The organism is Morococcus cerebrosus (genome assembly GCF_022749515.1).
Classification (GTDB): domain Bacteria; phylum Pseudomonadota; class Gammaproteobacteria; order Burkholderiales; family Neisseriaceae; genus Neisseria; species Neisseria cerebrosa.
The window spans coordinates 2,148,297-2,174,834 of record NZ_CP094242.1 but is presented as its reverse complement, the minus strand read 5'-3'; the positions used below and the strand labels follow the sequence as shown (position 1 = coordinate 2,174,834).

The 26,538-nt window shown below is 53.8% G+C and carries 27 protein-coding genes; 13 read left to right on the top strand and 14 right to left on the bottom strand.

Features of this window, described 5'->3' with window-relative positions:
- Window positions 1-378 precede the first annotated feature (378 nt).
- On the bottom strand, window positions 379-1,662 hold the full coding sequence (gene hemL / locus MON37_RS10185; RefSeq protein ID WP_039408367.1) for a glutamate-1-semialdehyde 2,1-aminomutase: 1,284 nt from the start codon (window positions 1,660-1,662) through the stop codon (window positions 379-381).
- Between the two features lie 212 nt (window positions 1,663-1,874).
- Between hemL and MON37_RS10180 the strand changes: the two genes are divergently transcribed.
- Window positions 1,875-2,282 carry a hypothetical protein gene (locus tag MON37_RS10180; protein WP_003758897.1) on the top strand — a complete coding sequence of 136 codons (408 nt, stop codon included), beginning with the start codon at window positions 1,875-1,877 and terminating at the stop codon, window positions 2,280-2,282.
- Window positions 2,283-2,485: 203 nt separating this feature from the next.
- Complete coding sequence (gene miaB, locus MON37_RS10175; RefSeq protein WP_003743791.1) at window positions 2,486-3,814, top strand: tRNA (N6-isopentenyl adenosine(37)-C2)-methylthiotransferase MiaB; 1,329 nt, start codon at window positions 2,486-2,488, stop codon at window positions 3,812-3,814.
- A gap of 237 nt (window positions 3,815-4,051) precedes the next feature.
- On the opposite strand, the gene ileS is transcribed toward miaB, so the two are convergent.
- The 3 genes from ileS to MON37_RS10160 all read right to left on the bottom strand — a co-directional run bounded on the left by ileS (window position 4,052) and on the right by MON37_RS10160 (window position 8,151).
- Window positions 4,052-6,844 (bottom strand): isoleucine--tRNA ligase, encoded by a 2,793-nt coding sequence (gene ileS / locus MON37_RS10170; RefSeq protein ID WP_039408365.1) that lies wholly within the window; start codon window positions 6,842-6,844, stop codon window positions 4,052-4,054.
- 156 nt (window positions 6,845-7,000) lie between these two features.
- On the bottom strand, window positions 7,001-7,897 hold the full coding sequence (locus MON37_RS10165) for an IS3 family transposase (protein WP_242883576.1): 897 nt from the start codon (window positions 7,895-7,897) through the stop codon (window positions 7,001-7,003).
- Window positions 7,801-8,151 carry a helix-turn-helix domain-containing protein gene (locus tag MON37_RS10160; RefSeq protein ID WP_242883573.1) on the bottom strand — a complete coding sequence of 117 codons (351 nt, stop codon included), beginning with the start codon at window positions 8,149-8,151 and terminating at the stop codon, window positions 7,801-7,803. Before MON37_RS10160 ends, MON37_RS10165 begins: the two co-directional genes overlap by 97 nt.
- A 92-nt stretch (window positions 8,152-8,243) precedes the next feature.
- On the opposite strand from MON37_RS10160, the gene MON37_RS10155 reads away from it, so the two are divergent.
- The 5 genes from MON37_RS10155 to MON37_RS10135 all read left to right on the top strand — a co-directional run bounded on the left by MON37_RS10155 (window position 8,244) and on the right by MON37_RS10135 (window position 12,480).
- Window positions 8,244-9,209 (top strand): IS30 family transposase, encoded by a 966-nt coding sequence (locus MON37_RS10155; protein WP_242883531.1) that lies wholly within the window; start codon window positions 8,244-8,246, stop codon window positions 9,207-9,209.
- 264 nt (window positions 9,210-9,473) lie between these two features.
- The gene (locus tag MON37_RS12350; protein WP_308019708.1) at window positions 9,474-9,701 is read left to right on the top strand and encodes a hemin transporter; all 228 of its coding nucleotides are present in this window, start codon (window positions 9,474-9,476) and stop codon (window positions 9,699-9,701) included.
- An 85-nt stretch (window positions 9,702-9,786) separates the two neighbouring features.
- Complete coding sequence (locus tag MON37_RS10145; RefSeq protein ID WP_039408305.1) at window positions 9,787-10,575, top strand: heme/hemin ABC transporter substrate-binding protein; 789 nt, start codon at window positions 9,787-9,789, stop codon at window positions 10,573-10,575.
- A 227-nt stretch (window positions 10,576-10,802) separates the two neighbouring features.
- Window positions 10,803-11,735 (top strand): FecCD family ABC transporter permease, encoded by a 933-nt coding sequence (locus MON37_RS10140; RefSeq protein WP_039408307.1) that lies wholly within the window; start codon window positions 10,803-10,805, stop codon window positions 11,733-11,735.
- Window position 11,736: 1 nt separating this feature from the next.
- Window positions 11,737-12,480: an ABC transporter ATP-binding protein gene (locus tag MON37_RS10135; RefSeq protein WP_039408310.1), complete on the top strand. Its 744-nt coding sequence runs from the start codon at window positions 11,737-11,739 to the stop codon at window positions 12,478-12,480.
- Between the two features lie 219 nt (window positions 12,481-12,699).
- On the opposite strand, the gene MON37_RS10130 is transcribed toward MON37_RS10135, so the two are convergent.
- The 8 genes from MON37_RS10130 to MON37_RS10095 all read right to left on the bottom strand — a co-directional run bounded on the left by MON37_RS10130 (window position 12,700) and on the right by MON37_RS10095 (window position 19,207).
- Entirely contained in the window at window positions 12,700-13,140 is a 441-nt protein-coding gene (locus tag MON37_RS10130; protein ID WP_039408313.1) for a hypothetical protein, read from the bottom strand.
- Window positions 13,141-13,583: 443 nt separating this feature from the next.
- Window positions 13,584-13,898, bottom strand: a complete 315-nt coding sequence (gene hpf, locus MON37_RS10125; protein WP_003757098.1) for a ribosome hibernation-promoting factor, HPF/YfiA family — start codon at window positions 13,896-13,898, stop codon at window positions 13,584-13,586.
- Between the two features lie 66 nt (window positions 13,899-13,964).
- A complete protein-coding gene (gene rpoN, locus MON37_RS10120; protein ID WP_039408316.1) occupies window positions 13,965-15,317 on the bottom strand; it encodes an RNA polymerase factor sigma-54 in 1,353 nt (450 codons plus the stop codon).
- Window positions 15,318-15,567: 250 nt separating this feature from the next.
- Window positions 15,568-16,302 (bottom strand): LPS export ABC transporter ATP-binding protein, encoded by a 735-nt coding sequence (gene lptB / locus MON37_RS10115; protein ID WP_039408319.1) that lies wholly within the window; start codon window positions 16,300-16,302, stop codon window positions 15,568-15,570.
- A gap of 92 nt (window positions 16,303-16,394) precedes the next feature.
- Complete coding sequence (gene lptA, locus MON37_RS10110; RefSeq protein ID WP_003766057.1) at window positions 16,395-16,925, bottom strand: lipopolysaccharide transport periplasmic protein LptA; 531 nt, start codon at window positions 16,923-16,925, stop codon at window positions 16,395-16,397.
- Window positions 16,906-17,487, bottom strand: coding sequence for an LPS export ABC transporter periplasmic protein LptC (lptC, locus tag MON37_RS10105; RefSeq protein ID WP_039408321.1), 582 nt, complete (start codon window positions 17,485-17,487; stop codon window positions 16,906-16,908). Before lptC ends, lptA begins: the two co-directional genes overlap by 20 nt.
- Window positions 17,484-18,020, bottom strand: a complete 537-nt coding sequence (locus MON37_RS10100) for a KdsC family phosphatase (RefSeq protein WP_039408324.1) — start codon at window positions 18,018-18,020, stop codon at window positions 17,484-17,486. Before MON37_RS10100 ends, lptC begins: the two co-directional genes overlap by 4 nt.
- 248 nt (window positions 18,021-18,268) lie before the next feature.
- Window positions 18,269-19,207, bottom strand: coding sequence for a LysR family transcriptional regulator (locus MON37_RS10095; protein ID WP_039408327.1), 939 nt, complete (start codon window positions 19,205-19,207; stop codon window positions 18,269-18,271).
- 231 nt (window positions 19,208-19,438) lie between these two features.
- Here MON37_RS10095 and MON37_RS10090 point away from each other — a divergent pair, with 231 nt between their 5' ends.
- The 4 genes from MON37_RS10090 to MON37_RS10075 all read left to right on the top strand — a co-directional run bounded on the left by MON37_RS10090 (window position 19,439) and on the right by MON37_RS10075 (window position 23,060).
- Complete coding sequence (locus tag MON37_RS10090) at window positions 19,439-20,188, top strand: Nif3-like dinuclear metal center hexameric protein (protein ID WP_009310941.1); 750 nt, start codon at window positions 19,439-19,441, stop codon at window positions 20,186-20,188.
- A 122-nt stretch (window positions 20,189-20,310) separates the two neighbouring features.
- Complete coding sequence (gene petA, locus MON37_RS10085) at window positions 20,311-20,892, top strand: ubiquinol-cytochrome c reductase iron-sulfur subunit (RefSeq protein WP_003761390.1); 582 nt, start codon at window positions 20,311-20,313, stop codon at window positions 20,890-20,892.
- An 18-nt stretch (window positions 20,893-20,910) separates the two neighbouring features.
- Window positions 20,911-22,260: a cytochrome b gene (locus MON37_RS10080; protein WP_003776257.1), complete on the top strand. Its 1,350-nt coding sequence runs from the start codon at window positions 20,911-20,913 to the stop codon at window positions 22,258-22,260.
- Window positions 22,261-22,274: 14 nt separating this feature from the next.
- Window positions 22,275-23,060 (top strand): cytochrome c1, encoded by a 786-nt coding sequence (locus tag MON37_RS10075; RefSeq protein WP_003765585.1) that lies wholly within the window; start codon window positions 22,275-22,277, stop codon window positions 23,058-23,060.
- Between the two features lie 213 nt (window positions 23,061-23,273).
- Here MON37_RS10075 and MON37_RS10070 read toward each other — a convergent pair whose 3' ends face one another.
- Window positions 23,274-24,041, bottom strand: a complete 768-nt coding sequence (locus MON37_RS10070) for a HesA/MoeB/ThiF family protein (RefSeq protein ID WP_039408333.1) — start codon at window positions 24,039-24,041, stop codon at window positions 23,274-23,276.
- A 218-nt stretch (window positions 24,042-24,259) separates the two neighbouring features.
- The gene (locus MON37_RS10065; protein WP_141743153.1) at window positions 24,260-24,463 is read right to left on the bottom strand and encodes a hypothetical protein; all 204 of its coding nucleotides are present in this window, start codon (window positions 24,461-24,463) and stop codon (window positions 24,260-24,262) included.
- Window positions 24,464-24,474: 11 nt separating this feature from the next.
- Here MON37_RS10065 and MON37_RS10060 point away from each other — a divergent pair, with 11 nt between their 5' ends.
- Together MON37_RS10060 and MON37_RS10055 are read left to right on the top strand one after the other, a co-directional pair.
- Window positions 24,475-25,449: an ABC transporter permease gene (locus MON37_RS10060; protein WP_039408344.1), complete on the top strand. Its 975-nt coding sequence runs from the start codon at window positions 24,475-24,477 to the stop codon at window positions 25,447-25,449.
- Complete coding sequence (locus MON37_RS10055; protein ID WP_052242828.1) at window positions 25,439-26,437, top strand: iron chelate uptake ABC transporter family permease subunit; 999 nt, start codon at window positions 25,439-25,441, stop codon at window positions 26,435-26,437. Before MON37_RS10060 ends, MON37_RS10055 begins: the two co-directional genes overlap by 11 nt.
- Window positions 26,438-26,538: the final 101 nt, after the last annotated feature.

The following is a 26,538-nucleotide window of genomic DNA, read 5'->3' as shown; positions in this document are numbered from 1 at the left end:
AGCAGATATGATTTTTGTTTCCTGTATGCCGCAGAATGTTGGCCTTCGATGCGGCTGCTTCCTGATTACAGCGTTGTTGAATACCGACATCAGACTTGCGGGAGGCGATAAGGTATTTTCGGGTATCGCTTCAAATTTAAAAGGTCGTCTGAAAACCTAAATCTAGGTTTTCAGACGACCTTTGCTATGTATAGTGGATTAACTTTAAACCAGTACGGCGTTGCCTCGCCTTAGCTCAAAGAGAACGATTCTCTAAGGTGCTGAAGCACCAAGTGAATCGGTTCCGTACTGTCTGTACTGTCTGCGGCTTCGTCGCCTTGTCCTGATTTAAAGTTAATCCACTATAAATCACACCTGCTTCTGCGGATGCGCTTCGCCTTATTTCGCCATTTCCGCGAACACTTGATGCGCGGTGGCGATGGTTTCGTCAATCAGCTCGGGCGTGTGCGCGGCGGAGACGAAGCCTGCTTCGTAGGCGGACGGGCCGAAGGCGGTGTTGCGGTCGAGCATGCCGTGGAAGAAGCGTTTGAAGGCGTCAATATTGGAACGCGCCATGTCGCCGTAGTTTTGCGGGGCATGGGCGGCGAAATACAGGCCGAACATACCGCCCACGCTGTCGGCGGTGAACTCGATGCCGTGCGCTTTGGCGGCGGCGGCAAGCCCGTCGGCGAGGCGGCGGGTCAAGGCGGTCAGATTTTCGTAGAAGCCTTCGCGCTGGATGATTTCGAGCGTTTTCAAGCCTGCGGCGACGGCAATCGGGTTGCCCGACAAGGTGCCTGCCTGATACACGCCGCCCAGCGGGGAAATGCATTCCATGATGTCTTTGCGTCCGCCGAACGCGGCAAGCGGCATACCGCCGCCGATGACTTTGCCCATCGTGGTCAGGTCGGGCGTGATGCCGTGCAGCGACTGCGCGCCGCCGAGCGCGACGCGGAAGCCGGTCATCACTTCGTCGTAAATCAACACCGCGCCGTGTTTTTCGGTCAATTCGCGCAGGGCTTTGACGAAGGCTTCGGTCGGGCGGACCAGGTTCATATTGCCGACGAAGGGTTCGAGGATGACGCAGGCGATTTCGTCGCCGTTGCGGGCGAACGCTTCTTCGAGTTGGGTGGTGTTGTTGTATTCGAGGACTAAGGTGTGTTTCGTAAAATCGGCGGGAACGCCTGCGGAAGACGGGTTGCCGAAGGTGAGCAGGCCGCTGCCGGCTTTGACGAGCAGGCTGTCGGAATGGCCGTGGTAGCAGCCTTCGAACTTGATGATTTTGTCGCGTCCGGTAAAGCCGCGTGCGAGGCGGATGGCGGTCATGGTCGCTTCGGTGCCGGAGCTGACGAGGCGCAGCCGTTCGACGGACGGCATGATTTTGGCGATTTCTTCGGCGATGACGATTTCGCCTTCGGTGGGCGCGCCGAATGACAAACCGCCCAACGCGGCTTCGCGCACGGCTTCGATGACTTCGGGGTGCGCGTGTCCGACAATCGCAGGCCCCCACGAACCGACGTAATCGGTGTAGCGCGTGCCGTTTTCGTCCCAAACATACGCGCCTTCGGCTTTTTTGATGAAGCGCGGCACGCCGCCGACGCTGCCGAATGCGCGGACGGGAGAATTCACGCCGCCGGGGATGATGGCTTTGGCACGGTCAAACAGGATTTCGTTACGGTTCATAGCGGGTTCTTTCTGAGGTCGTCTGAAAAATAAGCGGTATTTTATCATCAGATTGCCCGCGCCAGCCGTTTCAGACGACCCCAAAAGCCCAAACCGCCACGGCGCAACGCCGTATCTGAAAATGAAAATTGTTCTGTAAAAACAATCACTCTGTTCATATTTGAAGCGTTTGTGCTATAATCCGCACCCATTTATACCATAAAGAAAACATCATGTTACGCGGATTCATTTTAATGCTTACCCTTTTGGTTTCCACCGTCTCCTACGCCGCCCAGCGCAAGCTGCCGAGCGATATGGACGCGGCGGTTTTGAAACAGGTCGAACTGCCTTATCTGAAAGTGAGCCGTGGCGGCTTCTCATGGACGCGCCTCTTGACGCTGGGCCTTGCCGACGGCAATTCCGCCAAGCTGCAGATTACCCGTTTCACCAAAATCCACGACGAAAACGACCGCTTCATCCCGATGGGGCGGCTGGCGGGAAAAACCGGCAAAACCATCGCCTTCAAACACAACGACACCAACGCCCTCGTGCGCGAAGTATGGGTTTTGACCGACGACGAAGCCTCCCGTTTTACCGCGCAAAAAGAAGTCCGCGACGAGATTAAGCAAGACGCGCAATAAGCCGCCGCCTGCCCGTTTCAGACGACCCAAGCACACACCGCGTGGTTGGCTGTTGCAGCCGCAGCAGCGCAACCGCGCATTTTTGCGCCCTGACGAATCAGTGTTTCAGACGACCCGCCAAGCCTTCCCCAAGGTCGTCTGAAATCAAGATTTCCATAACAATCAGCCCCGCAATTACGGGCTACCTGAGAAAGACACAAACCATGAAAAAAGTATTTATCCGCACCTTCGGCTGCCAAATGAACGAATACGACAGTGAAAAAATGCTCGCCGTACTCGCCGAGGAAAACGGCGGCATCGAACAAGTGACCGAAGCTGACGAAGCCGACATCATCCTCTTCAACACCTGCTCCGTGCGCGAAAAAGCGCAGGAAAAAGTGTTCTCCGACTTAGGCCGAGTGCGCCCGCTCAAAGAAAAAAATCCCGACCTCATCATCGGCGTTGCCGGCTGCGTCGCCTCCCAAGAAGGCGAAAACATCATCAAACGCGCGCCTTATGTGGACGTCGTCTTCGGCCCGCAAACGCTGCACCGCCTGCCCAAAATGATTGTGGATAAAGAAACCAGCGGCCTGTCGCAAGTCGATATTTCCTTCCCCGAAATCGAAAAATTCGACCACCTGCCGCCCGCCCGCGTCGAAGGCGGCGCAGCATTCGTATCCATCATGGAAGGCTGTTCCAAATACTGCTCGTTCTGCGTCGTCCCCTACACCCGCGGCGAAGAGTTCTCCCGCCCGCTGAACGACGTTTTGACCGAAATCGCCAACCTCGCCCAGCAAGGCGTTAAAGAAATCAACCTGTTAGGACAAAACGTCAACGCCTATCGCGGCGAAATGGAAGACGGCGAAATCTGCGACTTCGCCACCCTGCTGCGCATCGTCCACGAAATCCCCGGCATCGAGCGTATGCGCTTTACCACCAGCCACCCGCGCGAGTTTACCGACTCGATTATCGAGTGCTACCGCGACCTGCCCAAGCTGGTGTCGCACCTGCACCTGCCGATTCAAAGCGGTTCCGACCGCGTATTGAGCGCGATGAAACGCGGCTACACCGCCTTGGAATACAAATCCATCATCCGCAAACTGCGCGCCATCCGCCCCGACTTGTGCCTGAGCAGCGACTTCATCGTCGGCTTCCCCGGCGAAACCGAGCGCGAGTTCGAGCAAACCCTGAAGCTGGTGAAAGACATTGCCTTCGATTTGAGCTTCGTCTTCATTTACAGCCCGCGCCCCGGCACACCTGCCGCCAACCTGCCGGACGACACCCCGCACGCCGAAAAAGTGCGCCGCCTCGAAGCCCTGAACGAAGTCATCGAAGCCGAAACCGCCCGCATCAACCAAACCATGATAGGTACCGTACAACGCTGTCTGGTCGAAGGCATCTCCAAAAAAGACCCCGACCAGCTTCAAGCCCGTACCGCCAACAACCGCGTGGTCAACTTCACCGGCACGCCCGATATGATCAACCAAATGATCGATTTGGAAATCACCGAAGCCTACACCTTCTCCCTGCGCGGCAAACCGGTTGAAGCGTAAAGCCGTTTCGCCATAGCAAAGGTCGTCTGAAAACTTGTATCTTGGTTTTCAGACGACCTTTTTTCAGACGACCTGAGAGTCTGTCGATATTCAATAATTTCTGTATCTTTTTGTTCTTAAAGTGGCATCTTCCGCGTTGGAAATTCTCGCAAGGTATCCAATCTTGCTGCGGTTTCCAGCTTGATTTTGCCGCTTTTCAAACAAAAATCCACTTCGAAAATCAAATGTCGGCAGCACTTAAGCGTAATGCCGCTCTTCGCCTTTGCCGTCGACATTCTCGGCGCAGCGTTTGCAGATGGTTTCATGGCCTGCGACTGAGCCGATATCGTGGGTGTAGTGCCAGCAGCGTTCGCATTTTTCGCCGTCGCTGGCTTTGGCGGTAACGGCAAGTTCGCTGCCGGTTTTGACTTCGACTTTGGACACCAAGAGGGCAAAGCGCAATTCTTCGCCCAAGGCGTTCAGGTAGTCGGCGGTGGCTTCCGGCGCGGTGATTTCGGCTTCTGCCTGCAAGGACGAACCGACGGTTTTGTCGGCGCGCAAAGGCTCGATGGCGGCGGTTACGGCTTCGCGGGCTTCGCGGACTGCCGTCCATTTTTTCACCAGTTCGGCTTCGGCTTTCTCGTTGATGGGTGGGAACTCGTGCCAAGTGTGGAAGAGGACGCTGTCTTCTTCGCCGCCGCCGATGATGTCCCACGCTTCTTCGCCGGTGAAACACAAAATCGGTGCAATCAAGAGAACTAGGCTGCGCGTGATGTGATACAGGGCGGTTTGCGCGCTGCGGCGGGCGTGGCTGTCGGCTTTGGTGGTGTAGAGGCGGTCTTTCAGGATGTCGAGGTAGAACGCGCCCAAGTCTTCCGAGCAGAAGGCGACGATGTCTTTCACGGCGAAGTGGAAGGCATAGCGCGGATAGAAGTCGCCTGCCAGACGCTCTTGCAGCTGACGCGCCAATACTAAGGCGTAGCGGTCGATTTCGACCATGTCTGCCTGCGGTACGGTGTGTTCGAACGGGTCGAAATCGCTGAGGTTGGCAAACAGGAAGCTCAAGGTGTTGCGGATGCGGCGGTAGCTTTCGGTTACGCGTTTGAGGATTTCTTTGGAAATTGCCAATTCGCCGCTGTAATCGGTGGATGCCGCCCACAGGCGCAGGATGTCCGCGCCGAATTCGTTATAGACTTCTTGCGGCGCGACGACGTTGCCGATGGATTTCGACATTTTGCGGCCGTTTTGGTCAACCACGAAACCGTGGGTCAGAAGCTGTTTGTACGGGGCACGGCCCATTGAAGAGGCGCAGCCGGTCAGCATGGAGGATTGGAACCAGCCGCGGTGTTGGTCGCTGCCTTCGAGGTAGAGGTCGGCGGGCCAGTCCAATTCTTCGCGCTGTTTCAAGACGGAATAATGGGTCGAACCGGAGTCGAACCATACGTCCATCGTGTCGGAAAGTTTGTCGTAGTTTTCGCAATCTTCCGCGCTCAACAATTCGCTTTTATCGAGGGAGAACCATGCTTCAATGCCTTTTTCTTCGATTTTCAGGGCGATTTTTTCCAAAAGTTCGGCGGAGTTCGGATGCAGCTCGCCCGTTTCTTTGTGAACGAAGAAGGTCATCGGCGTGCCCCAATAGCGTTGGCGCGAAACGACCCAGTCGGGGCGGCCTTCGATCATGGCTTCGAGGCGTGCGCGACCCCAAGACGGGAAGAATTCGGTGTCGTCCACGGCTTTGATGGCTTTGTCGCGCAGGGTTTTGCCGTCGCTTCCGGCTTTGTCCATGCCGATAAACCACTGACCCGTCGCGCGGTAAATCAGCGGGGTTTTGTGGCGCCAGCAGTGGGCGTAGCTGTGTTCGATTTTGCTGCTGGCCAAGAGGTTGCCGGTTTCTTCCAGCCATTGCAGGATGACGGGATTCGCTTCCCAAACGCTCATGCCTGCGACGCGCGGCGTTTCGCTGATGTATTTGCCTTCGGCGTTGACGGGGTTGTAAAGCTCGATACCGTATTTATTGCAGACGGCATAGTCTTCCAAACCGTGTGCGGGGGCGGTGTGCACCAAGCCCGTACCAGCGTCGGTGGTAACGTGTTCGCCGTTGAGCATGGGAATATCGCGTTCGAGGAACGGATGATTCATGTGCAGGTTTTCCAGCTTGTCGCCGGTGGTTTCTGCCAATACTTTCAGGTCGTCTGAAGTAAAACCGTAGCGTTTGAGCGTGTCTTCCGCCAAATCTTTCGCCAATACCAATTTGCCTTTGGGCGTATCAATCAGTTGGTAAACCACGTCCGCCCCCGCAGATACGGCTTGGCTTGCGGGCAGCGTCCAAGGCGTGGTCGTCCAGATGACGGCAAACGCTTTGCCTTCGATGCCGGACAAACCGAATGCGGCGGCAAGCGCGGCGGTGTCTTTAAACGGATAGCCGACATCAATCGCAGGCGATACTTTGTCTTTGTATTCCACTTCCGCTTCCGCCAGCGAAGAGCCGCAGTCCAAGCAGAATTGAACCGGTTTTGCGCCGCGGTAGAGATAGCCCGATTTGTAGATTTCGCCGAGCATACGCACGGTATCCGCCTCAGTTTTGAAATCCATGGTCAGGTAGGGGTTGTCCCAGTCGCCCAACACGCCCAGACGGATGAAGTCTTTTTTCTGGCGGGCAACCTGTTCGGCGGCATATTCGCGGCACAATTCGCGGAAACGCGCTTTGGGCATGTCTTTGCCGTGCAGCTTTTCCACCATCACTTCGATGGGCAGACCGTGGCAGTCCCAGCCCGGCACATAAGGCGCGTCGAAACCGGCTTGGGTTTTGCTGCGGATAATGATGTCTTTGAGGATTTTGTTGACGGCATGACCGATGTGGATGTCGCCGTTGGCATACGGCGGGCCGTCGTGCAGGATGAATTTCGGACGGCCTTTGGCGATTTCGCGCAGTTTTTGATAGCGTTTGTGCTCGTACCAGCTTTTCAGCCACGCAGGCTCGCGCTTGGCAAGGTTGCCGCGCATCGGAAACGGGCTTTCGAGCAGGTTTACGGTTTTGCTGTAATCGGTCATGTTGTGATTCTCTATGGTTTCGGTATTTCGGTTTCAGACGACGTTTTGCAAACAAGGTCGGCGGATTCGCATTTGAAGTGCAACTTTCCATAACAGAAAAAGGCCAGTATGCGGTATGAACTGGCCCCCAAATCTTGGACACTCATAAAAGCCTTTTCAGGCGCTCTGTGCAAGCTGGGTTCTGTATGCGACAGGACTCAGCTTTTTCAATTTCAGACTGCAACGCTCCCGGTTGTAGTAATCCATATAGTCATCTATCTGCTTCATCAATTCGTCCACCGTCAATTCTCCTGCGTTATAGAAACACTCCGTCTTCAACACCGCAAAGAAGCTTTCCATCGGCGCATTGTCCCAGCAGTTCGCCTTTCGCGACATGCTTTGAACCATGGAATGCTCCGCAAGCAATTCCCTATATCCCGCCGTACGGTACAGCACGCCTTGGTCCGAATGAAGCATCGTTCCTTCGCCGGTCAGCCGGGGTGCGGCTTTTTCGAGCATTTCCTTCACCATTTCGCTGTTAGCATTGCGGCTCATGGCGTAGGCGACGATTTCTCGGTTGAACAGGTCCAAGATTGGCGAGAGGTACAGTTTGCCGTCCTTTCCTTTGAGTTCGGTCACGTCGGTCAGCCATTTCTCGTTGGGCTTTTCGGCTGTGAATAGGCGTTTGAGGAGGTGTTCCGATATCTCGCCCATGGCGGGATGGCGGTAGGCTTTTTTTGCCCGTATGAGGGCTTTCAGTTCCAACTGCTTCATCAACCGCGCTGCTTTTTTGCGGTTCCAATCCAATGCTGCGGCAATGCGCCTTTGTCCGTAGCGTCCTTTATGCCGTTTGTAGGTTTCGACAAGGAGGGCTTTGTCGGCCTCGTCGGGATCGGGTCGATCTTGGTGATGGTAGTAAAAGCTGCTTTTGGGCAGGTTTGCGATGTGCAGCAGGTATTTGAGCGGGTGTTGCGCCCTCAGTGTTTGGACGGTTTGGCTTTGTCCTTTTCGGTCCGCTTTTGGCTGAGGGCTTTTAACTCCTTTAGGTAGGCGACCTCTGCGCGCATATAGCACAACTCTTCGATAAGCTCCGCCTGTGTTTTTTCGTGGTCGGGTTTGTCGGCGATGAAGGGGTTTTTGCGGTGTTGGGGCATGGTTTTGGATTGGGGATGTTCGAGTGCGCCGATGCCGCCTTCTTGATAGGCGCGTATCCATCGTCGCAGGTGGGTTCGGGAGATGCCGTAGTGGTCTGCGGTACGCTGTTGGCTGCGTATATGCAGGTAGTGGAGTACGGCTTGGTATTTAAAGTGTAATGTATATTTGCTCATAAAAAAACTGCACCTTGTGAGTTGGAGGGGGGATGTCCAACTTTTGGGGTGCAGTTCAGTAGCATACGGCCTTTCCTGCAAGAAAGATTGCCATGAGCTACACACAACTGACCCAAGACGAACGATACCATATCCAATACCTGTCCCGCCACTGCACCATCGCCGAAATCGCCAAACAGCTCAACCGCCACAAAAGCACCATCAGCCGCGAAATCAAGCGGCACTGCATCCAAGGGCAGCAATACAGCGCCGAAAAAGCACAGAAGCAAAGCCGGCTGACCAAACAGCACCGGCGAAAACCCTATAAGCTCGATTCGCAGCTGGTTCAACACATCGACACCCTTATCCGCCGCAAACTCAGTCCCGAACAAGTATGTGCCTACCTGCATAAACACCACGGGATCACACTCCATCACAGCACCGTTTACCGCTACCTTCGCCAAGACAAAAGCAACGGCGGCACTTTGTGGCAACATCTCAGAATATGCAGCAAACCCTACCGCAAACGCTACGGCAGCACATGGACCAGAGGCAAAGTGCCCAACCGCGTCGGCATAGAGAACCGACCTGCTATCGTCGACCAGAAAACCCGCATCGGCGATTGGGAGGCCGACACCATCGTCGGCAAAAATCAGAAAAGCGCGTTATTGACCTTGGTCGAACGCGTTACCCGCTACACCATCATCTGCAAATTAAAGAACTTAAAAGCCGAAGACACTGCCCGGGCGGCCATTAGGGTATTAAAGGCATATAAAGCCAGAGTCCACACCATCACCATGGATAACGGCAAAGAGTTCTACCAACACACCAAAATAGCCAAAGCATTGAAGGCGAAAACCTATTTTTGCCGCCCTTACCATTCTTGGGAGAAAGGGCTGAATGAGAACACCAATGGACTCATCCGGCAATATTTCCCCAAACAAACCGATTTCCGAAACATCAGCGATCGGGAGATACGCAGGGTTCAAGATGAGTTGAACCACCGGCCGAGAAAAACACTTGGCTACGAAACGCCAAGTGTTTTATTCTTAAATCTGTTCCAACCACTGGTACCCTAGTGTTGCACTTGAAATCCGAATCCAAGGTCGTCTGAAAAAAATGCAAAGGGCTATTGTAGCCGAATTGTATTGTTTTTATAAGGGGTTTGGACGAAAGGCCGATGCTCGGCGCAAGGGTGGAGGAGTCGGTTTTGCCGTAAATTTTGCGGTTTGACGGATTCACATTAAACCGAGGCGGCATTGTCTCGATTTGCTTTGATTTTTCGTTACTTTTTGATGAAGGTTGACCATAAATTGAAATAAAATGATAATCCGTATCATTAAATCTCTAGATATCTTCCTCGACGATACCAAACTCTCGACGATGCCAAGCTCGCCGAACTTTGGTTCTTCCGCCGTCCGGGCAGCAACGGCATTGTCCACAGCATCGAGGCCTATGACGACCGCCGCAATTTGGTGCTGCAACTGTTTGGCAGACCCGCCGATGCGGAGGCGGAATCCGAAGCGTGGCGCGCGCTGATTGCCGAAGTGCGCCAAACGTACGGGCTGTAATCTTTCTTTGAACAAACACCTCGTCTGAAACCTTGTTTTGGGTTTTCAGACGACCTCCAAACCCCGCAAACCATACGGAAACATTATGAAAAAACACATCTTCGCCGCCGTCCTGACCCTGCTTGCCGCCCATGCCGCCGCGCAGCGTGTCGTTATCCTGACGCCCGACGTTGCCGACATCGCCGCGAAACTCGGTGCAGACAAAGAAGTCGTCGGCATCCACGAGTTCAACCGCAACCCCGCCTATAAAAACACGCCGTCCATCGGCTTTTACCGCAATTTCTCCGCCGAACCCATCATCGCCAAAAAGCCTGATTTGGTCATCGGAAGCTGGATGGCGAAACCTGACGGTATTTACGCCCAACTCAGCCGCGCCGGTGTCAAAGCGGAAAACGTCAATTCAAACGAAACGCTGGAGCAATACCAGCAAAGTTTCGCCCGCATCGGCAAATTGTTGGGCAAGGAAAAGCAGGCGCAGGCTTTGGCGCAGCAGTTTAAAAGCAGCATCAAGGCGCAGCCTGCCAACGGCAAACGCTACATCTTGAGCTACGACGGACGTTATGTTGCGGGTAAAAATACTGTCGGCGACGTGCTTATCCGCTTAGCCGGCGGGACGAACGCGGCGGCTTCGGTGGACGGACTCAAACCGTTTTCGCGTGAAGGCTGGCTCAATGCGAAACCCGACGTCATCATCATCGCCAAACACAATGAAAAAGCCCTCGGCGGCCTCGACAAAATCATGACGCGCCCCGAAATCGCTTCCAGCCCCGCCGGGAAAAACAAACGCATCTTGTTCTGGCAGGCGGACGACTATATGCGCTACGGCCTCTACACGCCCGACATCGTCAGCAAGCTGCATGATTTAGGGAAATAAGGCGCGGTCGTCTGAAAGTTGCGTGATGGCATGAAGTCAGATGGGCAATCCGGTTTTTTGTCGGTTTCGGACGACCTTCTTTTGCCGTCGTTGTTTCGGAACGGGGACACATGACGGCAGCCGCGTTCTGCGTTCGTTTATTGTGAACAGGTCGTCTGAAAACGGGCAACAGCGAATCCGTCGGCGTTTCGCAGCCGCTGCTGAAATACTCTTCAAAGAATCACAACATGAAAAAATGGCTTCCGGCGTTGCCGGTTTTATCTTTGTTTCTGATCTGGTTTTGCGCCGGAGTGGGCGAGGGCGGGTGGAGCAATCCGCTTGCCGCCGATCCCGTGTTGATGGAAATCCGCCTGCCGCGTATTTTTGTCGCTTTGCTGGTCGGTGCGGCACTTTCCGCCAGCGGCGCGGCGTTGCAGGCATTGTTTGAAAACCCGCTTGCCGACCCGAGCTTGATTGGTACGTCGGGCGGGGCAGCGATGGGCGTGGTGTTGGCGATTGCGATGGGCTGGAACATCGCCGTACCGCTGGCGGCATTTGCGGGCGCGTTTGCCGTCTGCATCCTCATTCTGCTCGGACACCGTCTGGTCGGCGGCGGCAAGCTGGGGCTGTTGGTCATGGGTTTTGTGGTCAGCGCTTTGTGCGGCGCATTGGTCAGTCTGATTCTCTTCCTTTCAGACGACATGGCATTGCGCAGCGCCATGACTTGGCTCTCGGGCAGCTTCTCCGAAGCAGGTTTTGTTTCGCCTGCTTACGCAGGCGGCGTGATGTTGGCGGGTTTGGTCGTGTTGACCGCCGTCGGACGCCGTCTCGACTATCTGCTCTTGGGCGACGAAACGGCGCACACCATGGGCATCAGCGTCGCCGCCACCCGCGTGGCAACCATCATCGGCGCGGCTTTGATGACCGGCGCCGCCGTCTCGCTCGGCGGTATTATCGGTTTCGTCGGCATGATGATACCCAACGTATTGGCGCAGGCAGTCGGCGGATCGCGCACCCGCCTGATTATCCTGTCCGCCGCCGTCGGCTCGATTTTCATGTTGCTCGCCGATACGTTTGCCCGCTGGGTGGTGTACCCCATCGACCTGCCTGTCGGCATCGTCATCGCCATTTTGGGTGGACCGTTTTTCCTGTGGCTGATTGTCAAAGACCAAAGGAGCTGACATGGCATTGCTCATCGAAAACTGCACCGTCAAAGCCGGAAAACGCACCATCCTGTCTTTGGATCGCGCCGAATTTCCCCAATGCGCCGTCAGCGCGGTCATCGGCCCCAACGGCGCGGGCAAGTCCACCCTGCTCAAACAGTTCCTCTACCATCCGCAAGCAAGCTGGTGTGGAGCACCCATGAAGGACGCGCTCAGACAGCATAAAATCGCCTGGGTCGGTCAACACGAACACTTCAACCTCCCCATGACCCTGTCCGAATACGTCCTCATCGGGCGATACCCCAAACTCGCTTGGTATCGGCGACCCAAACAGGCAGACACCCGACGCGCCCAAGCCCTGCTCGAGCATTTCGACCTCGCCGACTTGCGACACAAACGCATCCAAACCCTCTCCGGCGGCGAACAGCAACGCGCCGCCGTCATCCGCGCGCTGTTGCAGGATGCCGAAGTCCTCTTCCTCGACGAACCGACCAACCATCTCGACGTCCGCTATCAACACAGCCTGATGCAGCACCTCACCACCTTGCCCGAACAAGGCATGACCGTCGTCATGGTGCTGCACGACCTCAACCTTGCCGCCCACTACGCCGGCCACATCACGCTGATGAAAAACGGCAGCATCACCGCCGCAGGCGCAACCGCCGACATCATGGACGCCGAACGCCTCAGCCAAACCTACGACTGGCGCATCCTCGAATGCACCGCCAACGGCAAAACGTGGTTTCAAGCGGAGACTTTGTGAGGGGTCGTCTGAAAAGCGGGTGTATCGTGAGTTATAGTGGATTAACTTTAAACTAGGACGGCGTTACCTCGCCTTGCTGTACTATCTGTACTGTCTGCGGCTTCGTCGCCTTGTCCTGATTTAAATTTAATCCACTATATTAGTCAGTATTGATTCATGCTAAAAGGTCGTCTGAAATCTGTTTCAGACGACCTTTTGACTTGCCGGGGCAAATTCTGATTATTGGGCAGCTTCGGCGTTTTCGGGAACTTCTTCAGAAACTTCTGAGGCAGCTTCGTTTTCTTGTTCCGACATGTCGTCGGCAGATGGTTCTTGCTCAGGGAGGCTGTTGGTATCAAATTTTTCAGAAGGCATGTTGTTCATTGGTGCTTCATATGCAGGCTGCCCAAAATTTTGTTGCTGCATTACTGCGGCAGGAAAGCGTGTCATTACAAAAAATACTAGTGGAATCATGATAATGAAACAAACCAGCATAAGCCACAAATAAGCTTGCATGAAGTGTTTGCGGTTTTTGTTACCGTCCCCAAATGCCCAGACAAATATCATGACAAGGCCTACGATAGGAATGGCGAGTATCAGGAATGTGATGATCCAATCCTTGACGGTCATGACAGCAGTGTCGTTGGGTACATTAGGGTGTGGAGTGTTATTTTGATCCATGAATAAACTACCTGAATGAAAGTAAATGAATAGGTCGGCAGCGGGCGGTTTTAATTTCTAATGTTTTAAAATGTGCTGAATGTTAAAGCGGTGACGCTGTGTAGAATCATTTTGCACCTTTACCCGACTGCCCGGCGATTGCAACATATATTTTATCCCAGCTGCAAGGAGGGGAATGTTATCTTTCATTCCGTTTTCATGCAAGTGGGCGGGTGGCGGGATAAGGCATTGAGGTGGGATGTGTTGGATTTTGGGTCATATGTGGATGGGTTTTAATGGAATGGGGCGGCTTTGCCGTGTTCTATTAAATTCAATCCACTATGGGTAAGAAACTCAGAAGCGGGTTGATGAAATGGGGTGATGTGCGGGTTGGTACCGCAAAAGGAAATTTAATGTAAAGGTCGTCTGAAAATAGGTTTTCAGACGACCTTTAGGATTGTGAACTATTCTGCGGCAGGTTTTACCGTGTTGCGGACATCACCGCTTTTTTCTTTATGTTTCAGCACCGCACGGTCGAGCTTGTCCATCAGAACATCAATGGCGGCGTACATATCTTGTTCAACGGCCTCGACGTGGAGGTCTTTGCCCGCCAGATGGATATCTGCTTCAGCCTGTTGATTGAGTTTTTCCACGGAAAGGGTAATGGTAACGGAAATGGCGTTGGCTGCGTGGCGGTTGATGCGTTCCAATTTTTCGGAAACGTAGTTTTTGATGGCCTCGGTAACGTCGAAATTCAGACCGGTGATTTTCAGATTCATAATACAGCTCCTTCGGTGGGGTTCAGTCCGTCAGAAACGGAACGGGAAAACTGCGGTTTAAAACTGTCATTCGGTAAGTTTGCGTTTGTGTGCCGGCGGGATGTCGAGCGATTCCCTGTATTTGGCGACGGTGCGGCGGGCGATGTCTATGCCCTGTTGTTTGAGGAGGCGGACAAGGGTTTCGTCGGAATGGGGTTTGCTGCTGTCTTCGTTTTCGATAATCTGCCCCAAAACGGCTTTAATCGCGCCTTGGCTCAGGCCTTCTTTGTCGCCTTCGGAATTGACTGCCTGTGTGAAGAAATAGCGTAACGCAAATAGTCCGCGCGGGCAAGACAAATATTTTTGGTTGGCGGCGCGCGAAATGGTGCTTTCGGCAAGCCCCAATTCGGCGGCGGCGTCTTTCATGAGCATGGGTGCGAGTCCGATTTCGCCGAAGATGAAGAAGTCTTCCTGATTTTTGACGATGTATTCGGCAAGGCGGATGACGGTGCTTTTGCGCAGTTCGAGGGAGTCGATGCGCTGCTTGGCTTCGTTGATTTTTTCTTTCCACTCGGGTGCGCCGTCTTCTGCGGATTTCATGAGTTCGCAGTATTCGCGGTTGAGTTGCAGTTTGGGCCAGGCGGCTTCGTTGCCGATGACTTTCCAGCCGTCTTTGCCTTCTTTGACCCAAACGTCGGGCTGGATGTAGGCGGTCGGTTCGGAGGAGGCGAAACCGTAGGCGGGGTAGGGGTTGAGCGTGGCGATGATGTCGAGTGCGGCTTCTATGGTTTCGCTGTCGATTTCGGGAAAGAGTTTGCGGAAGCGGATGATGTTTTGTTTGCGGTTTTTGCCCAAATCGTGCAGCGAACTTTGGATGAGGTGGGCGGCCGCCTGACGCGCGGGGCTGGCGGGCAGGCGCATGAGTTGGAGCATCAGGGATTCGGTCAGGTCGGCGGCGGCAACGCCGGGCGGGTCGAAGGTCTGCAAAAGGTCGAGGGCGTTTTGCAGCTCGTCTTCGTCCAGCATCCATTCCAAGGGCGTGTTGTCGATAACGTCTTGAATGCTGTCGGTGAAATAGCCTTGGTCGTCCAGGAAGTCGATAAGGATGTGGACGTAGGCGGCTTCTTTGTCGGAAAGGGGGTGTTCGCACACTTGGGCGTGCAGGTATTGGTTGAAATCTTCTTCTTTGGCGATGTTGAGCCACGCATCTTCGGCATCGTCGCCGCCGAGGTGGTTGCTGCGCGGCATGGTGGTACCGTGATTGAACTCTGCGTCTGCAAATTCGTCGGCTTCGGGACGTTCGAGCAGGGGATTGTCCTGCAACCAGTCTTCGATCTCGCGTTCGAGTTCGATACCGGACATTTGCAGGATGCGCAGGGATTGTTGCAGACGTTGGTTGAGTTGTTGGGTCTGCCTAAGTTTGAGGCCGAGTAAGGTCATGGTGCAATGTATGTTGATTGTTTTTTATATTTCGGACGGCATTTGTCCTCGAGTTTGGTTCGATGGCAAAGAGGTCGTCTGAAAAGGTTTTATGGTGTGTTTGGCGTTTTGGGGAACGCCGTTTTGTTTTTTATTCGATATGTGTATTTCAACACTTTACACTGCATGCGTCAACTCACTTTGGGTGGTTTCGTCATTTTAAAAAAACCGCACAATTTCTTGTGCGGTTTGTCATGGTCAGTATTTGAAATCAGTATTTGAAGTTTTCGCCGAGATAGACGGAGCGGACTTGTTCGTTGTTGACCAAATCATCCGGCTTGCCGGAGGCGAGGACGGTGCCGTCGCTGATAATGTAGGCTCTGTCGCAGATGCTGAGGGTTTCGCGTACGTTGTGGTCGGTAATGAGTACGCCGATGCCGCGCGATTTGAGGAAGTCGATGATTTTTTGGATGTCGATGACGGCGATGGGGTCAACGCCGGCGAAGGGTTCGTCCAAGAGGATGAAGCGCGGCTGCATGGCGAGTACGCGGGCGATTTCGACGCGTCGGCGTTCGCCGCCGGACAGGGAGGGGGCAGGGTTGTGGCGCAGGTGGCCGATGTTGAGGTCGGCAAGCAGTTTTTCGACTTCGCCGTCGATGAGGCTTTTGTCTTTGGTGCTGATTTCTAAAATGGCGCGGATGTTTTGTTCGACGGTCATTTTGCGGAAAATCGAGGCCTCTTGGGGCAGGTAGCCGACGCCGAGGCGGGCGCGTTCGTGTATGGGCAGGTGGCGCAGTTCTTGTCCGTCAAGGGTAACGCTGCCTGCGTCGGCGGCGATGAGTCCGACGATCATGTAGAAGCTGGTGGTTTTGCCTGCGCCATTGGGGCCGAGCAGGCCGATGACTTCGCCGCTTTCGATTTCGAGGGAGAAGCTTTTGACGACTTGGCGTTTTTTGAAACTTTTTTGCAGGTTTTGAACGACGAGGTGGCTGGTGTTTTCGCTCATAAATGACTCTTGGTTCGGAGGTCGTCTGAAAAGGTGTTTGGGGAACTTGCTATGTTGGTTTTCAGACGACCTTTGGTGTTGTCAGATGCGGGTTATTTGGTTTTTTGGGTGCTGGACGGTTGGATGACGACGCTGACCCTGCCGGATTTGGCGGCGGATTTGGCGCCTGATTTCGAGCTGCCGTTGATGGTATAGACTTCGGTTTTGGTGTTGTAGGTGATGACTGCGCCTTCGGCAACGTCGCCGCCGCGTTGGACTTTGGCGTTGCCGGTCAGGGTAACGAGGTTGATGGCGGAGGAGTAGGTTACGTTGTTTGCTTGTCCGTTAACCGTACCTTTGTTGTCGTCGAGCGTCTGGCTGAAGCGGACGGGCGAGCCGCTGGCTTTCATAAACTGTTCGCCTTTGTCGTTGCGGGAGACGTTGACGCTGCCGGCGCGGATGTTGAGCGTGCCTTGTTTGATGATGACGTTGCCGGTGAAGGTGGTGCTTTGGTTGTTTTGGTCGAGCGAGCCTTGGTCGGCTTCAATCTGTATCGGCTGCTTGCTGTCGCTTTGCAGGGCGTAGGCGGGGGCGGTGGCGAAAAATGCGGTTAAAACACATGCCTTACATATTTTTTGTATCATAAATCGTGGCTTTCACTCTGGATGGGAAGTTCAACAAACCTTTTTTGTGGTCATACGTCAGACCTTCGGCGTTGCCGCTCGATTCGCCGTATTGGAAGGTAACGGGCGTGTCGGTTTGGGCGTATTGCGATTCGGTATCGACGTGTAGGAGATCGGTTTTGACGACGCCCGCCTGCCGCTTGGCATCGGCGGCTTTGGTCAGGACGACGTTGTGTTTGAACAGGAGTTGTTTGGTTTGGGTGTTGTACACGGCCTCGTCGCTGCCGACGTCGTAAAGCCGGCTGCCTTCTTGGAAGAAGACGAGGTGCGGCAGCTCGAAATGGACGTCGTTGCTTTCGGGAAATTGTTTCGCTCCTCTTGCGCTCAGATGCTCTTTCAGACGACCTTGTTCGTCAAACCGCCGCCCGTCTATGCCGTCCATCGTATATTGCGGCTGGTTGGGGTTGAGTTTGACTTCTTCAATGTCGATTTCGCTGATACGCCCCAGCCATGCCGACAATCCGCCGAGCGCGACCGCCAGCACCAAAGGGAATACGATTCCGTACCGCCATCTTACTTTCATTTGCTGTACTCGTTCAAAGCCGCGCCCAGCGTACCTTTCGCGCGCATAATCAGGTCGCACACTTCGCGCACCGCGCCCGCGCCGCCCGCATGTTTCGTAATATAGGCGGCGTGTTGCAGCGCAAACCAATGCGCGTCGGGGACGGCAACCGGCAATCCGCAGCGCACCATCACCGGCAAATCGACCACATCGTCGCCGACAAAGGCGCACTCGCCTTCTTCTACGCCCGCTTTCGCACGCAATTCTTCATAGGCGGCACGTTTGTCCGAAATGCCTTTGAAGTAGTAATTTATGCCCAACTGTTTGACGCGGATACCGACGGAGGGCGCGTCCCGACCTGTGATAACCGCAGTCTGCACGCCGCTTGCCTGAAGCATCTTCAAGCCGTGTCCGTCCAGCGTGTGGAACGATTTGATTTCTTCGCCGTTGTCGCGGATAAAGATGCGGCCGTCGGTCAAAACGCCGTCCACATCCAATATCAGCAGCTTGATATGCGCCGCGCGCTGTTGCAGCTCGGGGTCTAAGGTTTGCATAGTGTTTCCTTGCGGATTGCTAGGTTTCAGACGACCTATTCTAACATAAAGGTCGTCTGAAAACGGTTAGCCTGTGTTTGTGGGGATTAATGCGGTTTAACGGTCATGGGGCTGCTTTATAAATAGCTTTATAATATGTGTCTGTCGGGTAAAGGTCGTCTGAAAACCTGAGATTTGGGTTTTCAGACGACCTTTTGATATTGAAGCCAGATTGATTTGATACTGTAACACCGTGTTTCAAGAAAACATTAATCGTGCCCGTGCATTTTCAGTTCGCTCAAGCCGGGGAGGTCGGCGAAGCTGCGTTCGCGGACGATTTGGCAGAAGTTGTCGAGATAGCTTTTGTCGGCGTCTTCGGTGCGTGTGGCGGCATAGAGTTCGCTTTGCAGGCCGTTGGTGGTGATTTGGCGGTGGACGACGTAGCCTTTTTCGAGATAGGGCATGACGGTCCAGTAGGGCAGGGCGGCGATGCCGCGTTTGCTGGCGACGAGTTGGATAATGGCGATGGTCAGTTCGCTGCGGCGGCGCGGTGGGTTGATGCCTTTGGGTAACAATATTTTTTTGGGCAGGTCGAGCATTTCGTCGGGAACGGGATAAGTGATGAGGGTTTCACCGATGAAGTCTTCTGCTTCCCAAACGGTTTTGGCGGCAAGCGGGTGGTCTTGGGCGCAGATGCCGACCATTTCGTAGGCAAACAGGGGGCGGAAGCTGATGCCGTTTTGTTTTTCGGCTTCGGATACGATGGCGAGATCGGCGCGATGTTGCAGCAGGAGTCCGACGGGGTCTGCCTGAAAGCCGGAAACGATGTCCAATTCGACTTGCGGCCACATGGGGCGGAATTCGCCCATCGCGGGCATGAGCCAGTCGAAACAGGTGTGGCATTCGACAGCTAGCCGCAATTCGCCTGCTTCGCCTTCGATGATGCGGGCGAGGTCGCGCTCGGCGGCGGAAACTTGCGGGAGGAGTTCGCGTGCGAGCCTCAACAGGCGTTCGCCGGCGGGTGTAAAACGCAAGGGCGTGGATTTGCGCTCAAACAGGGGGGTGTCGTAATAGTTTTCAAGCGCGCGGATTTGGTGCGAAAGGGCGGATTGGGTCAGGAAGACGCGCTTGGCGGCAAGGGATACGCTGCCGGTTTCTTCGAGTGCCAGCAGGGTTTTGAGATGGCGCAGTTCGATGATGGAATCCATTGGTTTTTACGCTTTCAGACGACCTCTTGAAACGGGCAATATTAAAATATTTCATGCCGGGGTGTAAATGCGGGCGCGTGTTGAACGGCGTGGGGATTGGGACGCGTCAGGGTTTGCGGTTAGAATGTGCGTCCGATTTTGTATGAATGCGGTGAATTGATTTGAAACAGGGATGGCGTTGCTTCGCTTTGTCCTGTGAAACTCAATCCGCTATGTGTTGAAAGGAATGATATGGCGAAACGCAATGATATTTTGGCGTGGTGCGACGAGGTGTTGCAGGTCGGCATGTTCAAAGACTATGCGCCTAACGGTTTGCAGGTCGAGGGCAGGGCGGAAGTCGGCAAAATAGCGACATCGGTAACGGCAAGCAAGGCGGCGGTCGATTTTGCTGCAGAGCAGGGCGCGGATATGCTTTTGGTGCACCACGGGATGTTTTGGAAAAGCGAGCCGGTAACGATTACGGGCTGGAAAAAAGTGCGCATCGAAACATTATTGCAACACCAAATCAATATGGCGGGCTACCACCTGCCGCTGGATGCACACCCAGTGTTGGGCAACAACGCGCAGCTTGCCGATAAGTTGGGTTGGGAAGTCGAAAGGCGGTTCGGCGAACAGAACCTGTTGAATATAGGTCGTCTGAAAACGCCGCAGACTTTGGCTGAATGGTTGCAACACATTGCTGCAGCGTTGGGGCGGCAGCCCGTAGCCGTCGGCGATATGTCGCGCGAAATCAAACGCATCGCATGGTGTACCGGCGGTGCGCAGGGATTTTTTCAGACGACCATAGACGAAGGCGTTGATGCCTATCTGACCGGAGAAATCTCGGAGGCGCAGTTTCACCTTGCCAATGAAACAGGCGTTGCGTTTGTCAGCGCGGGACACCATGCGACGGAGCGTTACGGCATCCGCGCCCTGGGCGAAGCCGTGGCACAGCATTTTGAGTTGGAAGTCTGTCATTTCGACGAAGATAATCCCGCTTAAGCCTTGATAATCGTCATGAAAATTTACCTTAATTTAAATAATGCTTTGAGTATCACGGCAAACTAGGTAGAATTACATCGTTTAATGGCTCGGTATTCCCAAAATTTTAGGACGACTGAATAATGGATAATCAAGAAATCAATAGCGGTCGCCGCCGCTTTCTGACGCTGGCTACGTGCGGCGCGGGCGGTGTGGCGGCTTTGGGCGTAGCTACGCCTTTCGTGGCAAGCTTTTTCCCGTCGGAAAAAGCCAAGGCCGCAGGTGCTGCCGTCGAAATCGATGTCAGCAAAATCGAATCCGGACAAATGTTGACTGCCGAATGGCAAGGTAAACCGATTTGGGTGGTTAACCGTACCGATCAGCAGCTCAAAGACCTGAAAAGTTTGAACGGCGCGGTTGCCGACCCTAATTCCGATGCGGATCAACAGCCCGAATATGCTAAAAACGAGACCCGTTCGATTAAGCCGAACATCCTTGTAGCCATCGGTATCTGTACCCACTTGGGCTGTTCGCCGACCTACCGTCCTGACGTTGCCCCCGCGGATTTGGGTGCAGACTGGAAAGGCGGTTTCTTCTGCCCTTGCCACGGTTCGAAATTCGACATGGCAGGCCGCGTATATAAAGGTGTTCCTGCACCGACCAACCTGGTTGTTCCGCCCTACAAATATCTGAGCGATACGACAGTCTTGGTAGGCGAAGACTAAAAATAAGGAACGATAATTATGGCAAACCAAACCAATAGCAAAGCAAAAGCATTGTTAGACTGGACGGACGCTCGTTTCCCTCTGTCTAAAATGTGGAATGAGCATTTGGCTCAATACTACGCGCCGAAGAACTTCAACTTCTGGTACTACTTCGGCTCTTTGGCTCTGCTCGTCCTCGTGATTCAAATCGTCAGCGGTATCTTCCTGACCATGAACTACAAACCGGACGGCAACCTGAATGCCTATCACCTGCCTGCTGCCTTTACCGCAGTAGAGTACATCATGCGCGACGTGTCCGGCGGCTGGATTATCCGCTACATGCATTCTACCGGCGCATCTTTCTTCTTCATCGTCGTGTACCTGCACATGTTCCGCGGCCTGATTTACGGTTCGTACAAAAAACCGCGCGAATTGGTGTGGATTTTCGGTTCCCTGATTTTCTTGGCATTGATGGCCGAAGCCTTTATGGGCTACCTGTTGCCTTGGGGGCAAATGTCCTTCTGGGGCGCGCAGGTGATTATTAACCTGTTCTCCGCCATCCCTGTTATCGGTCCTGATTTATCCACTTGGATTCGCGGCGACTTCAACGTTTCCGACGTTACCCTGAACCGCTTCTTCGCACTGCACGTTATTGCCGTACCGCTGGTGTTGCTCGGTTTGGTCGTGGCACACATCATCGCCTTGCACGAAGTGGGTTCGAACAACCCTGACGGCGTGGAAATCAAGAAACTCAAAGATGAAAACGGCGTTCCGCTCGACGGCATTCCTTTCCATCCGTACTACACCGTCAAAGACATCTTGGGCGTTGTCGTATTCCTGATCGTTTTCTGCTCCGTATTGTTCTTCGCTCCTGAAGGCGGCGGCTACTTCCTTGAAGCCCCGAACTTTGATGCAGCAAATGCGCTGAAAACACCGCCGCACATTGCACCGGTATGGTACTTTACCCCGTTCTACGCCATTTTGCGTGCGATTCCTTCATTCCTCGGTACTCAGGTTTGGGGTGTAATCGGTATGGGCGCGGCAGTTGTCCTGATTGCCCTGTTGCCTTGGTTGGATAAAGGTGAAGTGAAATCCGTCCGCTATCGCGGCCCAATCTTCAAAACTGCGTTGGTTCTGTTCATCATTGCCTTTATCGGTTTGGGTATTTTGGGTGCGATGGTAGCAACCGATACCCGTACTTTGGTTGCGCGCATTCTGTCCGTCGTCTATTTTGCATTTTTCCTGGGTATGCCGTTCTATACCAAACTGGATACAAACAAACCGGTTCCGGAACGCGTAACCATGAGCACCACTAAACAAAAAATCATGTTCTTTGTTTATGTCGGTATTACCGCAGTGGGTGCTTACCTGTTTGCAACCAATATCTGATGAGGGCAGCGAAAATGAAACATACCCTGAAAAACTGGTTTGCTGCCTTGTTATTGGCAGTGCCTATGAGTGCCGCCGTCGCCAGCGGTGGCGGACACTATGAAAAAGTCGAGATTGACCTGCGCGACCAAGTCAGCTTGCAGCGCGGTGCTCAAATTTTCACCAACTACTGCTTATCCTGCCACTCGGCAAGCGGTATGCGCTTCAACCGTCTGAAAGACATCGGTTTGACTGACGAAGAAATCAAGAAAAACCTGATGTTTACGACAGACAACGTCGGTGATGTCATGTTGGCGGCGATGAATCCTAAAGATGCTGCCAAATGGTTTGGTGCGGCTCCTCCGGATCTGACACTGATTGCCCGTTCTAAAGGCGCGGATTATCTGTATGCCTATATGCGCGGCTTCTATAAAGACCCGACCCGTCCGAACGGTTGGAACAATGTCGTATTCGACAAAGTCGGCATGCCTCATCCCTTGTGGGAGCAACAAGGCGTTCAAGCGGTTGAGCTGGATGCAAAAGGTCAGCCGGTCATGGTGAAAGACGAACATGGCGAATTGAAACCCAAGCTCTATTGGGAATCTACCGGTGCGCACAGCCGTCGTTTGCCAAACGGCAAAGTCGTCCAAACAGAGTACGATGCTTATGTACGCGACTTGGTGAACTATTTGGTTTACATGGGTGAACCGGCGCAGCTTCAGCGCAAACGTACAGGCTATATCGTGTTGATGTTCTTGCTTGCAGTGATGCTGCCTCTGGCATACTTCCTGAAAAAAGAATATTGGAAAGACGTTCATTAAGTCTTGTAATAAAAAAGGCAAACCCAATCGGGTTTGCCTTTTTTTATGATTAAAGAATTAATAGTTTGGACTTTGCACATTTCGGATAATTTCAGACGACCTTTCAACCTTTACAGTGTGGCAGTGATGATGAGTCGGCAGGAAATGGCGGCTGATAATGTTTTTAATGTTTGTTTAAACTGACCGGAATACCTAAGTTAAGTATTCAAGCAATCATCTGTACGGTTCGTCTGATTTGGCTTTAGAACACACATTACAGTCGGGATTTTGAGTGAAGAGGAATTCTTGCCATTTGCCGGTAAGTGCGTTGTAAGTTTTCAGTTTGCCGTGTGCCGGTTCGCCTACGCCGGTGAGGAGTTTGAGGGCTTCTGCGGCTTGGGTGGCGCCGATGATGCCGACCAGCGGGGAAAATACGCCGAACAGGGCGCAGGCGCCGTCGTCGGCGGTATCTCCGTCAAACAGGCAGGCGTAGCAAGGGCTGTCAGGCAAATCGGTGCGGTACACGGCGATTTGTCCTTCAAAACGCACGGCAGCGCCGGAAACCAGCGGGGTACGGGTGGCGACGGCGGCGCGGTTGATGGCTTGGCGGGTGGGGTAGTTGTCAGTGCAGTCGAGGACGATGTCGGCGGTATGCATGAGCTCGGTCAGGCGTGTTTCGTCCAGCTTTTCGGTCAGTGCGGTAATGTCGCACGCGCTGTTGACGGCTTTCAGACGACCTGCCATCACTTGCGCTTTGGCTTGTCCGATGTCGGCTTCGGTGAAGGTGGTTTGGCGTTGGAGGTTGGTATCGTCTATGGTGTCGTGGTCGGCGATGATGAGTTTGCCAACGCCTGATGCGGCAAGGTACGGCAGTGCTGCCGCGCCCAGCCCGCCGCAGCCGACGACGAGGACGCGGGCGGCAAGAATTTTTTCCTGTCCTTCGATACCGATTTCGTCGAGAAGGATGTGGCGGCTGTAACGGAGCAGTTGGTGGTCGTTCATGATGAGGTCGTCTGAAAGAGGTTGTATCGGGGAATTTTATAGCAAATGGGATTTGGAAAGATACAGTAGATTTGTGCGGAAACGGAGATTCCTATTAATGGGATTCTATGCCAGCAAACTTTGTTTTCATCAAGAATGGTTATTATTCGAATAAATATTGTCTCTTTTTGTAGTAAATGTTATCGTTAGCACGATTTTTGGTTTGTATCAGAATTTTATTAAGGTGTTGCCTGATTTATTTTCAGACGACCTTGATTGCCATAACAGCAATTTTGTCCTTTGCCATATCCTGAAGCGATGAGGTATTTAGGATGAGATTGTTTTAAAAGACGCCGAAATTCAAAGTGTCCTCTCATGCTGTAAGAGGGCGAAGATGCATTACATTGCCGAACATGGCTGTTGCCGTGTTTTAAATATTTCACATTTTTTCCTTATGTCCGTCAAACCTTTATCTTTAAATTTAATCAACTGCTTTGTGCTGGCGGTGCTGTTTCTCGTCAGCCTGTCGGTGGGCGTCGGCGATTTCCGCTGGGCGGATGTGTTTCGCTGGACTTTGTCTGACAGCACGGAATTGATGCTGGTCAGCCGCCTGCCGCGCACGTTTGCGATTGTGCTGACGGGGGCATCGATGGCGGTGGCGGGGATGATTATGCAGATTTTGATGCGCAACCGTTTTGTCGAGCCGTCTATGGTGGGCGCAAGTCAGAGCGCGGCGTTGGGTGTGTTGGTGATGACGCTGATGTTTCCGGCTGCCGGGCTGACGGCGAAAATGTCGGTGGCGGCTGCGGCGGCGTTGGCGGGGATGCTGGTGTTTATGATGCTGATACGCCGTTTGCCGCCGACGGCGCAGTTGATGGTGCCGCTGGTAGGGATTATTTTCGGCGGCGTTATCGAGGCGGTGGCGACGTTTATCGCGTATGAGTTTGAGATGATGCAGATGTTGAGCGTGTGGCAGCAGGGCGATTTTTCGGGCGTGCTGTTGGGGCGTTACGAATTGCTGTGGCTGACGGGCGGCTTGGCGTTGGCGGCGTATTTAATTGCCGACCAACTGACGATTTTGGGCTTGGGCGAGACGGTGAGCGTGAATCTGGGTCTGAACCGGACGGCGGTGTTGTGGGTAGGTTTGGTGATTGTCGCATTGATTACGTCGCTGGTGTTGGTAACGGTCGGCAATATTCCGTTTATCGGGCTGGTCGTGCCGAACATCATCAGCCGCCTGATGGGCGACAAGCTGCGCCAAAGTCTGCCTGCGGTGGCTTTGCTCGGCGCGTCGCTGGTGCTTTTGTGCGATATTTTGGGGCGCGTGATTGTGTTCCCGTTTGAGATTCCGGTCTCAACCGTGTTCGGTGTGTTGGGTACGGTGTTGTTCTTGTGGATTTTGTTGAGGAAGCCTGCCCATGTCGTCTGAAAACAAGCGTAGCGCGCTTCGCCCGAACAAGGTTGCGTTTATGCAGGGTTCTTCCCGTCCGCTGTGGGCGGCGTTTGTCTTGCTGCTCGCTTGTTGCACCTTGTTCCTGACTTTGAACATCCAAGGCGATTGGGATTTTGTGTTGCAACTGCGGCTGACCAAGCTGGCGGCTTTGCTGCTGGTGGCGTATGCGGTCGGGGTTTCGACCCAGCTTTTCCAAACGTTGACGAACAACCCGATCCTTACACCTTCGATTTTGGGCTTCGACTCGCTGTATGTGTTTTTGCAAACGCTTTTGCTGTTTGCTTTGGGCGGGGTGGGCTATACGTCGCTGCCGCTGACGGGCAAGTTCGGCTTTGAGCTGGTGATGATGATGGGCGGCTCGCTGCTTTTGTTTTACACGCTCATCCGACAGGGCGGACGCGATTTGTCGCGCATGATTTTAATCGGCGTGATTTTCGGGATTTTGTTCCGCAGCCTCTCTTCGCTGCTGACGCGCATGATTGATCCGGAGGAATTTACGGCGGCGCAGGCGAATATGTTTGCGAACTTCAATACGGTCCACAGCGAGCTTTTGGGCGTGGGCGCGCTGATTCTGCTGGCGAGTGCGGTGGTGGTTTGGCGCGAGCGGCACCGTCTGGACGTCCATCTTTTGGGACGCGACCAAACGATTAATTTGGGCATAAACTACACGCGCAATACTTTGTGGCTGTTGCTTTGGATTGCCGCGCTCGTGGCGACGGCGACGGCGGTGGTCGGGCCGGTCAGCTTCTTCGGCCTGCTGGCTGCCGCGCTTGCCAACCATTTTGCCCCGAGCGTGCGCCATAGCGTGCGGCTGCCGATGACGGTGTGCGTCGGCGGCATCCTGCTGGTCGGCGGGCAAACCGTGTTCGAACACCTGCTCGGCATGAAGGCGGTGTTGAGCGTAGTGGTTGAATTTGCGGGCGGGCTGGTGTTTTTATATTTGGTGCTGAAACGCAAGCGGTAGGTCGTCTGAAAACTTTTCCAGCCTGAATTCAGGCGGTAATTCATCATTTCCAGACTGTATTTTGATTTTGTACACCCTTTAAATTTAATAGGGGGCGTGAA

What these genes read in the sequence shown, in the direction of transcription:
- hemL (WP_039408367.1), bottom strand. Translation starts at nt 1,662, where the DNA reads ATGAACCGTAACGAAATCCTGTTTGACCGTGCCAAAGCCATCATCCCC.
- MON37_RS10180 (WP_003758897.1), top strand. Translation starts at nt 1,875, where the DNA reads ATGTTACGCGGATTCATTTTAATGCTTACCCTTTTGGTTTCCACCGTC.
- miaB (WP_003743791.1), top strand. Translation starts at nt 2,486, where the DNA reads ATGAAAAAAGTATTTATCCGCACCTTCGGCTGCCAAATGAACGAATAC.
- ileS (WP_039408365.1), bottom strand. Translation starts at nt 6,844, where the DNA reads ATGACCGATTACAGCAAAACCGTAAACCTGCTCGAAAGCCCGTTTCCG.
- MON37_RS10160 (WP_242883573.1), bottom strand. Translation starts at nt 8,151, where the DNA reads ATGAGCAAATATACATTACACTTTAAATACCAAGCCGTACTCCACTAC.
- MON37_RS10155 (WP_242883531.1), top strand. Translation starts at nt 8,244, where the DNA reads ATGAGCTACACACAACTGACCCAAGACGAACGATACCATATCCAATAC.
- MON37_RS10145 (WP_039408305.1), top strand. Translation starts at nt 9,787, where the DNA reads ATGAAAAAACACATCTTCGCCGCCGTCCTGACCCTGCTTGCCGCCCAT.
- MON37_RS10140 (WP_039408307.1), top strand. Translation starts at nt 10,803, where the DNA reads ATGAAAAAATGGCTTCCGGCGTTGCCGGTTTTATCTTTGTTTCTGATC.
- MON37_RS10135 (WP_039408310.1), top strand. Translation starts at nt 11,737, where the DNA reads ATGGCATTGCTCATCGAAAACTGCACCGTCAAAGCCGGAAAACGCACC.
- MON37_RS10130 (WP_039408313.1), bottom strand. Translation starts at nt 13,140, where the DNA reads ATGGATCAAAATAACACTCCACACCCTAATGTACCCAACGACACTGCT.
- hpf (WP_003757098.1), bottom strand. Translation starts at nt 13,898, where the DNA reads ATGAATCTGAAAATCACCGGTCTGAATTTCGACGTTACCGAGGCCATC.
- rpoN (WP_039408316.1), bottom strand. Translation starts at nt 15,317, where the DNA reads ATGACCTTACTCGGCCTCAAACTTAGGCAGACCCAACAACTCAACCAA.
- lptB (WP_039408319.1), bottom strand. Translation starts at nt 16,302, where the DNA reads ATGAGCGAAAACACCAGCCACCTCGTCGTTCAAAACCTGCAAAAAAGT.
- lptA (WP_003766057.1), bottom strand. Translation starts at nt 16,925, where the DNA reads ATGATACAAAAAATATGTAAGGCATGTGTTTTAACCGCATTTTTCGCC.
- lptC (WP_039408321.1), bottom strand. Translation starts at nt 17,487, where the DNA reads ATGAAAGTAAGATGGCGGTACGGAATCGTATTCCCTTTGGTGCTGGCG.
- MON37_RS10100 (WP_039408324.1), bottom strand. Translation starts at nt 18,020, where the DNA reads ATGCAAACCTTAGACCCCGAGCTGCAACAGCGCGCGGCGCATATCAAG.
- MON37_RS10095 (WP_039408327.1), bottom strand. Translation starts at nt 19,207, where the DNA reads ATGGATTCCATCATCGAACTGCGCCATCTCAAAACCCTGCTGGCACTC.
- MON37_RS10090 (WP_009310941.1), top strand. Translation starts at nt 19,439, where the DNA reads ATGGCGAAACGCAATGATATTTTGGCGTGGTGCGACGAGGTGTTGCAG.
- petA (WP_003761390.1), top strand. Translation starts at nt 20,311, where the DNA reads ATGGATAATCAAGAAATCAATAGCGGTCGCCGCCGCTTTCTGACGCTG.
- MON37_RS10080 (WP_003776257.1), top strand. Translation starts at nt 20,911, where the DNA reads ATGGCAAACCAAACCAATAGCAAAGCAAAAGCATTGTTAGACTGGACG.
- MON37_RS10075 (WP_003765585.1), top strand. Translation starts at nt 22,275, where the DNA reads ATGAAACATACCCTGAAAAACTGGTTTGCTGCCTTGTTATTGGCAGTG.
- MON37_RS10070 (WP_039408333.1), bottom strand. Translation starts at nt 24,041, where the DNA reads ATGAACGACCACCAACTGCTCCGTTACAGCCGCCACATCCTTCTCGAC.
- MON37_RS10060 (WP_039408344.1), top strand. Translation starts at nt 24,475, where the DNA reads ATGTCCGTCAAACCTTTATCTTTAAATTTAATCAACTGCTTTGTGCTG.
- MON37_RS10055 (WP_052242828.1), top strand. Translation starts at nt 25,439, where the DNA reads ATGTCGTCTGAAAACAAGCGTAGCGCGCTTCGCCCGAACAAGGTTGCG.